The sequence below is a fragment of the Cryomorphaceae bacterium genome (assembly GCA_007695365.1).
In the GTDB taxonomy this organism is placed as follows: Bacteria; Bacteroidota; Bacteroidia; order Flavobacteriales_D; family SKUL01; genus SKUL01.
On sequence record REDV01000111.1, the window covers coordinates 1 to 11,167 of the forward strand.

The window sequence follows — 11,167 nt, forward strand, 5'->3', positions numbered from 1 at the left end:
GGGGGTAAATCGTCTAATTGGCTAATCGTCTAATCGGCCAATCGGCTTATTGTCTCATCGTCTCATTGGCTCATTGGCTTATTGTCTCATTGGCCTATCATCACTCCGCTCGCTTTCCCTATATTTACCCCCATGCCGGGAAATACCTTTGGATCGCTGTTCAGGCTCACCACTTTTGGAGAATCGCACGGTGTTGCCATTGGCGGCGTGATTGACGGCTGCCCCGCCGGATTGGAGATTGACGTTGAAGAAGTTCAACTTGCGCTAGACCGACGCAAACCGGGGCAATCGGAAATTACCACGCAACGCAAAGAGAGCGATACTGTACAATTCCTTTCAGGCATTTTTGAAGGACGCAGCACCGGGGCTCCCATCGGTTTTCTGATTCAAAACACCGACCAGCAGTCCAAAGACTACAGCCACCTGGCAGATGCGTACCGGCCCTCACACGCTGATTACACCTACGAGCAGAAATACGGACATCGGGATTACCGTGGCGGCGGCCGATCGAGTGCCCGTGAAACGGCTTGCCGCGTGGTGGCGGGTGCCATGGCTGCCCAATTGTTAGCGAAATTAGGTGTAAGCATTGCTGCATGGGTGCATCAGGTGCATGAAATAGGCATACCGGAAAAAGCCGAAGGTGTGGATTTGAGTCATCGCTTTGAAAACCCCGTGCGCTGCCCTCACCCCGAAACGGCGCAAAAAATGATGGCCGCCATTGAAGAAGCCCGCGATGCCGGCGACTCTCTGGGCGGGGTGATTGCGACGCGCATCACCGGTGTTCCGCCCGGTTTGGGCGAGCCCGTGTTCGACAAGCTGCACGCTGACCTCGGCAAAGCCATGCTCAGCATTAACGCGGTAAAAGGTTTTGAAATCGGGTCGGGGTTTGCAGGAACGAGGATGCGCGGCTCGGAGCACAACGATGTGTTTGAATCGTCGGAAAGCGGTATTCGCACCCGCACCAACCACTCCGGTGGTGTGCAGGGTGGTATCAGCAACGGCGAGGAGATTGCTTTCAAAGTGGCCTTTAAGCCCACGGCCACCGTGCTCAAACCCCAGGAAAGCGTGAACAAGCAAGGCGAAAACATTATACTGGAAGGCAAAGGCCGCCACGACCCCTGTGTGTTGCCACGCGCTGTGCCAATTGTAGAAGCCATGGCTGCTTTGGTGCTGGCCGATCACTACCTGCGCTCCAAAACCTCAAAACTGTAGCATGCGAAAACTGCAACTGCACTGGCAAATCATCATCGGACTGGTACTGGGGATTGTGTACTCCTACCTCTCGGTGAGGTTCGACTGGAATGAGTTTACGCTGGACTACATCATGCCTTTCGGCGACATTTTTATCAGCCTGCTCAAAATGATTGCCGTGCCGCTGGTACTTTTTTCGATCATCGTGGGGGTGGCCAGCCTCAAGGACATTCGCAAGCTGGGTAAAATGGGAATCAAAACCCTGCTGCTCTACGTGCTTACCACAGCCATTGCGGTGTGTGTGGGTTTGGTGGTGGTGAACCTCTTGAAACCCGGTACCCGTGCCGCCGAAGACCTGCGCGTGGAAAACCGCATTTCTTATGAAATGTGGCGAACCGAAGCCGGAGCCAAAAAACTCGACGACATCTGCCTTTCGTGCGACCCTGCCAACGAAGCCATTGTGGAGCGCGTGCGTCAGAAACAAAAATCCGAAGGCTCCAATGAGTGGGTGAGCGACAAACTGGCCAAAGCCGAGCAGACCCGTAGAGAAGGCCCTCTACAGCCCCTGGTGGACGTTATTCCGGAGAATATTTTCATCTCGCTCTCAACCAGTTCGATGTTGCAGGTTATTTTCTTCGCCATTCTGTTTGGATTGATGCTGGTGGCTTTGCCCGAAGAAAAACAGCAACCCGTGTACGCGCTGGTTGACGGCCTGAATGAAATCTTCATCAAAATGGTTTGGGTGGTGATGAAAGCCATGCCCTTTTTTGTGTTTGCGCTGATGGCCGGACAAGTGGTAAAAGCAGCCGGCACCGACCCTGATAAATTTCTGGAGCTGCTCGGGTTTCTGCTTAACTACGGCGTGGTGCTGATTATCGGGCTGGCGTTTATGGCCTTTGTGTTTTACCCGTTGATGGTTCAAACATTGGTGAAAGACATTCGCTACAAGGGCTTTTTGGCAGCCATGCGCGACGCCCAGATTACGGCTTTTTCAACCTCATCCTCGGTGGCCACCCTGCCCATTACCATGCAGTGTGTACACGAGAAATTAGGCGTTTCGGAGCGCACCACCAGCTTTGTATTGCCCATCGGCGCAACCATCAACATGGATGGAACCAGCCTTTACCAGGCGGTTGCGGTGGTGGCATTGGCACAGTTTCACATGGTGGATCTAACCCTCGGCCAGCAATTGGTTATCATCATTACTGCTTCATTGGCATCTATTGGCGCAGCGGCCATTCCCAGTGCCGGACTCGTGCTGATGATCATTGTGCTCGAATCGGTGGGTCTGAACCCGGCCTGGATTGCCCTCATATTCCCTATTGACAGAATTTTGGACATGTGCCGCACGGTGGTAAACGTAACGGGTGATGGCGCGGTATCGGCCATTATTGCAAGCTCCGAAGGTGAGATGGAGTACGTGCGGGAAAACACCTAGCCGAATGATTCAGTAGTCAAGATCTCGATTCATCCCGGGAAGCTATAGGGCGCAAAGATTGCGTTGATTGGCATTTAGACTTCACCGCCTACTCAACCCAACTATGTGCTTCTATCCCTCCACTTTTACGTGCGCCCAGTTTTCGCCGTTCTTAATGCGGTACAATTGCATTTCACTGATACCAAACTGTTTGGCGATAAGTTTCATGCGGGTTTTTCGCTGTGGATTGAAAATCATCTTCTTAATCCGCATCACATCCGTTGAGGTAAGCTTGTGTCCTTTATGGGGCTTTCGGTGTTTCCGTTCTTCGCGGCTGCGCAACACGTGTGGACTTTTTTGCTGGTGCGCCAACATTTCCTGGCGCGTGGCCCATTTGAGGTTGTCCGGACGGTTATTCTCTTTGTCAAAATCCAGATGAATAATAAACTCGTGTTCTTCAGAAGGGCGATCCAAAAAGGCTTCCCCCACCAGGCGATGAACGTAATAGGTTTTGTACTGCCCGAATGGTTTGGGGCGAAAAGCAGGATAACCTCCCACCAGTCCGCAGCGCATAAGCTTGCCTTCTTCCATGGAGCGCGCATAACTTATAAGCCTGCCATAATTGGAGATGGCATAATTTTTTCTGAGTGCATCTTTGGGGAAAGGGATTTGCTTCCATTCTTCCCTTGGGTAAAGTCTGAATTTGGGTTGCCCGGTCATAGGTCTTATGCTTCTGAAACAGGTACCACAACCTGTTTAAAAGTTAAAACACAAATACCGGCGGTTGGTTCAGCACAAAACGCGAATTATCTCAAACAACAACGGCCCACCTTGCAGTGAGCCGTTGCATTTTAAATCCTGTTCGCAATGATTACTGACTGATAATTACTTTTCGCGAGCTCCAGTTTTCGTTGTGGCCAACCTGCACAACATACAGACCGGGCCTTAGTGATCCGGTATCCAACGTGCGCATATCACCGGGGTTTGCCTGTCCTTCTTCATTCCACACGCGCTTTCCGGATACATCAAACATCTGTAACACATACTTACCGGTAAAGTGTAACTGAACATTGATCCAATCGCGAGCGGGCACTGGAAAAACATTAAACCCTTCTTCTGAGGCAAATACGTCTTCTCCTGTGCCAATATCTACCATTGCCAGCACTTCCGTGCGTTCTGAAACACAACCCGATTCGGGTCGTTGCACTTCCCAGTCGTAGAAAAAGTAATAGTAATTGAACTCGTTGGCTCCCTGAATATTGGTTCCCGTAATGGCTCCCATATCGCCCAAAGCATACGGAAATTCCAGGGTGTTGTCTTCTCCATTTCGGTACAACTGTGGGTTACCGGTGGTTTTCAGTTCATATCCGGTTCCGGCAGGAATTTCAAAATCCAGATCAACCCTTGATTCACCATCAGGGATATTGAACACGCCCTCAGCGATTATCTCACCTCCTCCGGTTGTGGTGGCGCGAATGGTGCGGTTTCCTGCTCCGTTGGCATACACCAGCACCGATTTAATGATGAGCTCTTCGTTGGCATCAAACCTCAGGAAAAAGCTGGAGTTACTGTGAAATCCGCCGGGACCGCTGTTGTCTTCTTTTCCTCCAAAAGCTATTTCCCCACCCACCAGGGCCGACTCTTCTACGTAAAAGGGCGTTGTTTCGCTGATAAAGGGGGTTTCAAAAACAGGGCCCGTACCCAGTATTTCTCCTCCAAAAGGAACATCGTACCAGCGCAGGTTATCATCGCCAATGGCGGTAAGTGTTGCTATGCCCGGCTCCGGAATGATGTCTCCTTCGGCGAATGGTGCCATGGGGGCTTCGAGCACCTCCACTTCAATGGTTTCTGAATTAAAACTTCCGCAAACGCCCTCGATGGTTACAAAATACTCACCTGATTCAGCTACTTCAATGCTCTGGGTTTCTTCGCCATTAGACCACAGGTAGGCTTCGGCCTCTGAGGCAACAAGGGTCACAAATTCTCCTTCGCAGAAAATCACTTCTCCCAGGGCAGAAACTTGCGGGGTTTCGTCGGGTTCAAGTTCCACAAACACAGCCGGGGCTATTGCCGGGCAGCCCCCCTCCTGCGTAACAGTTACCGAATATGCACCTACGGCACCTACCTCAATGCTCTGTGTTTGGGCGCCGTTGGACCAAAGATAGCTTTCGCCCAAGGGTGCGGTAAGGGTAAGTGTTGAGCCTTCGCACAAAACTGCCGGGCCATCCACCTCAATGGCAATGGGTTGAGAAATACAAGTGTTCTCAATCACGGTGTATGTCTGGTTTCCTTCGAGGTCTTCAAAGATTTCAATAATTCCTGAAGGCCACTTAACAACCAATTCATCTACTTCGGTTTCCTGACCAAGACCGAAATGAACCTGGAATGAATTGTTGATGCCGTAGCTTTCACCTGAGCGCACCTCGCGGATTTGAATTCCCCACGGACCGTGAATTTCAACCCGTGCTCCTATGGCGTTGCGGTTGCTCACCGTACCTTCAAGGTTAAAAGCGATGTAGCTGTTGTCATTTCCTTCGTTGAGCCAGAGGATATCAGGATTGTTCATGTCGGGACTTACGTAACCATTTCCGTAGCTGGCATACACGTCCAAAAAGCCATCGTTGTTGAGGTCTCCTACCGCGAACGAATGCATGGTATCTGAGTAGGGAAACATGCCCGGCACAAGGGTAAAGGTTCCATCTCCATTTCCTTTGTGGTATCCGTGCACCCCGCCTGCGTATAGCACATCCACAAATCCGTCGTTGTCAAAATCTTTCATGATGCATTGAAGAAAAAAGCCTCCAATTTCCAAACCGCTGCCGGCGGTAATATTCGTAAAGTAGCCGTTTCCATCGTTCTCAAGCAGCATCAGGGTATTATCATGATTGGTGATCAGGCAGTCCATATCGCCGTCATTGTCAATGTCCGCAAAATCGGCTGTCCAGGATTGTGAGAATACCACCAGTCCACGTTCCAGGGCCTCATTGGTAAAGTTTCCGTTGCCATCGTTCATGAAGCACATGTTAACTCGGCGCGGATCGTTGGGGTTTGACACGCCCTGTCGACATTTGGCGATGTATAAATCCAGGTGTCCATCGTTGTTGATATCGCACCAAACGCTACCGTAATTACCGCTGTTATCAGAAGTTGGTACGGTTGCCATATCAATCCAATCGTTTTGAGGTACGAGTACTCCTTCGCCGTCGTTCCCCCATATACGACTCTCGGCGTCGTCGTGGCAGGCAAAGGCATCCAACCACCCGTCGTTGTTCATGTCGGCCATGTTGCAGCCCTGCATAAACATATTGCCCTGCGGAAGGCTGAGTAGCTGGCTTTCGCCCACTGCATCAATCATCAACAAATGAACGCCGTCGTAAGAGCCTCCTGAGAACACGTCGTTGTGCCCGTTGTTGTCCACGTCGCCAATGCACATTCCCCATTGGTTGCTGGATGATACCTGCCCGTAATCATAGAGCGTAAAGCTTCCGTCGGCATTCTGGTACTCGATTATCACTCTTCGGGAGAGGTTCATATGCACGATGTCATCAAGCCCATCGCCGTTCATGTCGGCTACACCTACACAGCCACCGCTGTTAAAAGTTTGATTCAGTAAATTGTTGGATGGGGCAAAAGTAGTTTGAGCCTGAAGCGCTGTACTCAGCAATCCGGCGGCCACGAGGGGTAAAAAAAATCTCATAAGGTTGGTTTTAGGGTTCAATCAATTATCGCCTTGCAGGGCTGTGCAAGGTACAATAATCAGTTGTAAAACCGACAAGCCCAAAACAGCCTATTCTTGCATTGCTGAATCAGTTGTTGCCAATAAGCTGAACAATCTGATCGGCAAGCTCTTCACCAATGCGGTCCTGTGCTTCCGCAGTAGCGGCTCCAATGTGGGGCGTTACTGAGATTCTAGGGTGATTAACAAGGTCTCCGCGGGGAGAGGGTTCGTTCTTAAACACATCCAGCGCAGCATAGGCTATCTTGCCACTTTCAATAGCCGTGAGCAAAGCATCTTCATCTACTACACCGCCGCGGGCAGCGTTTACAATGCGTACTCCATCTTTCATCTTCATGAAGGCGGCTGCGTCTAGAAGGGCACCTTCTTTTTGGGCAGGAACGTGAAGGGTGATAAAATCACTTGAAGCCAGAAGGGTATCCAAATCCACTTTTTTCATCTTAACCCGTACCGGATCAGCACCTTCAATATCAAGCGTAATGTAGGTGTCCTGGCCAAAGTGATCGGCCACAATCACCTTCATTCCACAGCCCAATGCATAACGCGCTGTGGCCTGACCGATTCGCCCAAAACCAATAATTCCAAGTGTTTTACCGCGCAACTCCACCCCTTTGGCGTAGGATTTTTTGAGTGCTGCAAAATCGGTTGTGCCTCTTCCCGGCATTTCGCGGTTGGAGAGGTGCATAAAACGCGCAATGGTGAAAAGATGCGCCATAACCAATTCGGCTACTGATTGCGACGAAGCGCCCGGGGTATTAATGACGTGAATTCCTTTGGAGCGCGCGTATTCCACGTCAATGTTGTCCATACCTACCCCACCGCGGCCAATGAGTTTGAGTCCCGGACAGGCATCAATCAAATCCTTGCGAACAGTAGTTGCACTTCGCACCAGCAGCGCCACGTAGCCTTCACTTTGAATAGCGGCAGCGAGCAAATCCTGCGGAACTGTTTCGGTTACTACTGTAAATCCGGCGCTTTCAAGTTTTTCTTTTCCAGCCGGCGAAATACCGTCGTTGGCTAAAATCTTCATGCTAAAAGATGTAATTGGGTTATACTTTGTTTTCGAGTTCGCGCATCACATCAACCAATACTTGCACGCTCTCAAGCGGAAGGGCGTTGTACATAGAAGCGCGGTAGCCGCCCACCGAGCGATGGCCTTTGATACCGCTGATTCCTGCCGCTTTCCACATGTCGTCGAAAGTACTTTGGTAGGCTTCGTTTTGAAGCACAAATGTGGCGTTCATTACGCTGCGGTCTTCCAGGGCAGTGGTGCCGGTAAAGAGCGGATTCCGGTCAATTTCACGGTAGAGCAATTCCGCCTTGGCGTTGTTGATTTTCTCCATTTCGTCAATGCCGCCAAGTGCCTGAAGCCACTCCAGCGTAAGCATCGAAACAAACACCGAAAACACGGGCGGAGTGTTGAACATGCTTTCCTTTTTGATGTGGGTTTCGAGGTTGAGCATATTGGGGAGGTCACGACCTGTTTTTCCGAGCAGCTCCGGGTTTACAATGTACACCGTGGCACCAGCCGGGCCTAGATTCTTCTGCGCTCCGGCGTAAATCATGGCAAAATCGGCCACGTTGATGCGCTTGCTGAAAATATCCGACGACATATCGCAGATCAGCGGCACCTCGGTTTTGGGAAAATCCTTGAACTGCGTTCCGAAGATGGTATTGTTGGAGGTAACGTGCAGGTAATCCACATCCCCGGGTACCGCCACATTTTTGGGAATGTAATTGAAGTTTCGGTCTTCAGAGCTGGCAACCACGTTTACCTCTCCTACCCGACCGGCTTCTTTGATGGCGTTGGAGGCCCAGGTACCCGTATTGATGTACGCGGCTTTCCCTGAGGTTTTCAGGTAGTTCAGGGCGGTAATGTAAAACCCGAGGCTGGCGCCACCTTGCAAAAAGAGGACTTCATAGTGTTCGGGTACGTTGAGCACCTCCTTCACGAGGGCTCGTGCGCGGTCCATCACCGCCACAAACTCTTTGCTGCGGTGCGACATTTCGAGAATGGATAGCCCTGTTCCGTTGAATTCAATCACAGCCTCAGAGGCTTTGCGCATCACGTCGGATGGCAATATACACGGGCCGGCGCTGTAGTTGTGGATTTTCATGGTGATTTGTTTGTCTTTATTGGCGTTTTACCACCGGCAAAGCGGCATAATTTGGGGCAAAGTTCACAAAATAATCGGTACCGGAAAGGTGGTGCGGATGGGTAAAGTTCTGTTAACGAAAACAGGACAAGCAACGAAAATACCAACACACTAAGTAGCTGATTATATGTCAGAAATCACAAAAGGTAAATTCTCCTTGTTGCGATCGTAGTAATCCAGCAGGTGTGCCTTCAATACTTCGTTCATTCTCATACCCTCAAATACTTCGAGCTTTACATCTTCGAGGTACTGTTCAAGTGTGGTGATTTGCTCAAAAAATCGGTTTTGAGATTCTTTTTTCACTGCCAGGAATGCGTTCATTACCTCCGAATCCTCGTCATCAAAACTGCTGAAAATGGCTTCATAACAAAAGGCCTCGAGCAGGGTGAAGTCCTTGTTCCAATTGGCTTCTTTCACGCCGTTCAGTCCCACGCATATATGGGTTGTAATGACGGTATCTTCCGAAACACCGGAGCAGAAAAAGAATTTTGAAGCCACCTCCATCAGCTCCTCCTGCAAAAAAGTCGCAGTCCTTTTCATAGCCGGATTTTCTATGGGTGCCAAAGCGGCCTCGAAGTAACCGGTGAGCTTTTCATCCTCAAGGTATTTGTTCAGGTATTGACGTTTGACTTCCACCGTGTCCGGATAGAGGGCGTTCAAATCCATGCGTGCTTGAAACGCATCGTGCTGGTGCAAAGCGGGAACGTTCATCAACAGGTAATCAAACCGCCGCGAATAGGGCTTCAGCGCGCTGTTGGGCTTCATAGCAGGCAGTGCGGAGACCGCCGGTTGGCCGTCGTTGTCGTAAACATGCAAGTCAATGAAAATATGCTCACTGAAAACGGATGGCTCTGTTTGACATGCGCACAGAGTGATAAGAAAAAGGGCATAGATGGGTTTCATGGCATCAAGGAGTGAGGTCAAATGTAAACCAAGTTTTGAAAAGAGGGCTGCTAAGATTTATTACGATACTTGTCATGGAGACCAATACCTTTAAAAATCTGCTCTTTGTATTTTTTTATGCGGTTGATTCTGGTTTGCGGTTGTTTGGCCTGCGAAAAGTGAATGAGGCAGGCCTGCCTGCGGCATGGCATCCGGTAAAAAGGCTAACCGCAAGGAACGCAATGCCCGCCCGCCTTCGGTGGGCGGGCCCGCGCAAGGAGCGCAACGAAAGTGGATTTCGAACCTGAAGTTTAGTCCAAAACAAGTTGACACCAGTCTGGCGCTTCTCGAAAAGGAAAAGCTGCCGTAAAAGTATCCCCACACAAATACCCATGGCCCTTCAATACATTGATGGCTTCCGGGTTCATATTCTAAATGCGTTTGCCCTGCCCTTTTTACAAGCGGCATCCCGTTGCCCACGGATTCCTTACCTTCGGATGGTCGCGACAGGTTGGCTGCGATCATCAATTCAATCCCTATGTGCGGACGCTACGTTACGGTTACCAAAATCAAGGAAATAGAGAGGCGCTTCAATGTTGCGGCGCCCAACCCTTCGTTGTACCTGCCCAATACCAATATCTCGCACGGGCAGCTCGCACCGGTCATCACCGACGACAAACCCCAGGAGTTGCAGTTTTTTCAATTTGGCTTTACTCCCTCGTGGGGTAAAAAGAATTTTTACATGGTGAATGCCCGTGCCGAGGGCGATCACAACCGCGAAAATGATCCCGACTACCGCGGAGCCATGGGCATTGCACTAAAACCGATGTTCCGCAAGGCCATCCGTTCGCAGCGCTGCCTGGTTATTGCCGATTGCTTTATTGAAGGCCCTGAAAAAGAAAAGCTCAACAAACCCTACGTGGTGTATTTGCGTAACGGTGAGCGCCCTTTTGCCATGGCAGGTATTTGGGACGAGTGGGTGAACCCCGATACGGGCGAGATCATCCACTCTTTCGCGATTATCACCACGGTGGCCAACAAATTGCTGCAGAAAATCGGTCACCATCGCTCTCCGGTGATTGTTCCGCGAGAGCATGAGACCCACTGGCTGAACCGCGATTTGGCACTTTCCGACGCTCTCAATATGCTGCAACCTTACCCCGCCGAAGCCATGAACGCTTACCCTATTGACCCGGCCATCAAGAACCCACGCGTAAACGGCATCCACCTGCTGCAACCCATCGGTGAGCGCGTAGAGAAGGAGTACGACTACGAAGTATATGACGAAATCAAGCTTTTTGGTATGGGCGAGTCTCCGGCGCGAAACAGAAGGAAGGAGGAAGGGAGAAATTAATTGCACTTGTGTTGTTGAATAACACAATACTTCTACCCCTGGTTTACCCTGCACTCAGAGCGGAAGTTTTAAAAAAACTCCTTGCCCATCCCAACTTTTTTACAGATATTGAGCTCAGAACCAATGAACATGCCGATATGAACTGCTAATACACAAGCGGTTGAGGTCTTAACGAAAGTAATTAAGCATTATCATCATGAGTTTTTCAAAAAAATTAACCGGTCTGTTCCTTATAGCTGGAGTCATACAACTCAACGCCCAACCTGATGGTTGGTCCAAAGTTCCCATGCCTTATGATTCTGTGGCTACACTGGGTGGGATGAGTGGGACACTCCACTATTCAGAAAATCTGGGCGCTGTAGTTGTAAGCACTGTAATTCATCACGGCACTTATGATGGGGGTGAAGGATTTGTGCTGGAGGGACAGCACT

The 11,167-nt window shown here is 50.3% G+C and carries 8 protein-coding genes; 3 read left to right on the top strand and 5 right to left on the bottom strand.

The window, feature by feature from the left end:
• Positions 1 to 132: 132 nt before the first annotated feature.
• Together EA392_11880 and EA392_11885 are read left to right on the top strand one after the other, a co-directional pair.
• On the top strand, positions 133 to 1,212 hold the full coding sequence (locus EA392_11880; GenBank protein ID TVR37740.1) for a chorismate synthase: 1,080 nt from the start codon (positions 133 to 135) through the stop codon (positions 1,210 to 1,212).
• 1 nt (position 1,213) lies between these two features.
• Positions 1,214 to 2,629, top strand: a complete 1,416-nt coding sequence (locus EA392_11885) for a dicarboxylate/amino acid:cation symporter (protein TVR37741.1) — start codon at positions 1,214 to 1,216, stop codon at positions 2,627 to 2,629.
• 111 nt (positions 2,630 to 2,740) lie between these two features.
• Here EA392_11885 and EA392_11890 read toward each other — a convergent pair whose 3' ends face one another.
• The 5 genes from EA392_11890 to EA392_11910 all read right to left on the bottom strand — a co-directional run bounded on the left by EA392_11890 (position 2,741) and on the right by EA392_11910 (position 9,424).
• Entirely contained in the window at positions 2,741 to 3,328 is a 588-nt protein-coding gene (locus tag EA392_11890) for a hypothetical protein (protein ID TVR37742.1), read from the bottom strand.
• Between the two features lie 151 nt (positions 3,329 to 3,479).
• On the bottom strand, positions 3,480 to 6,326 hold the full coding sequence (locus EA392_11895; protein TVR37743.1) for a T9SS C-terminal target domain-containing protein: 2,847 nt from the start codon (positions 6,324 to 6,326) through the stop codon (positions 3,480 to 3,482).
• A gap of 88 nt (positions 6,327 to 6,414) precedes the next feature.
• Entirely contained in the window at positions 6,415 to 7,374 is a 960-nt protein-coding gene (locus EA392_11900; protein TVR37744.1) for a 3-phosphoglycerate dehydrogenase, read from the bottom strand.
• Positions 7,375 to 7,393: 19 nt separating this feature from the next.
• Positions 7,394 to 8,461, bottom strand: coding sequence for a 3-phosphoserine/phosphohydroxythreonine transaminase (serC, locus tag EA392_11905; protein ID TVR37745.1), 1,068 nt, complete (start codon positions 8,459 to 8,461; stop codon positions 7,394 to 7,396).
• 162 nt (positions 8,462 to 8,623) lie between these two features.
• Positions 8,624 to 9,424, bottom strand: coding sequence for a hypothetical protein (locus EA392_11910; GenBank protein TVR37746.1), 801 nt, complete (start codon positions 9,422 to 9,424; stop codon positions 8,624 to 8,626).
• A 430-nt stretch (positions 9,425 to 9,854) separates the two neighbouring features.
• Here EA392_11910 and EA392_11915 point away from each other — a divergent pair, with 430 nt between their 5' ends.
• Entirely contained in the window at positions 9,855 to 10,736 is an 882-nt protein-coding gene (locus tag EA392_11915) for an SOS response-associated peptidase (GenBank protein ID TVR37747.1), read from the top strand.
• Positions 10,737 to 11,167: the final 431 nt, after the last annotated feature.

Excerpts from the sequence above, each read along its gene's own strand:
- EA392_11880 (TVR37740.1), top strand. The coding sequence starts at position 133 with ATGCCGGGAAATACCTTTGGATCGCTGTTCAGGCTCACCACTTTTGGA.
- EA392_11885 (TVR37741.1), top strand. The coding sequence starts at position 1,214 with ATGCGAAAACTGCAACTGCACTGGCAAATCATCATCGGACTGGTACTG.
- EA392_11890 (TVR37742.1), bottom strand. The coding sequence starts at position 3,328 with ATGACCGGGCAACCCAAATTCAGACTTTACCCAAGGGAAGAATGGAAG.
- EA392_11900 (TVR37744.1), bottom strand. The coding sequence starts at position 7,374 with ATGAAGATTTTAGCCAACGACGGTATTTCGCCGGCTGGAAAAGAAAAA.
- serC (TVR37745.1), bottom strand. The coding sequence starts at position 8,461 with ATGAAAATCCACAACTACAGCGCCGGCCCGTGTATATTGCCATCCGAC.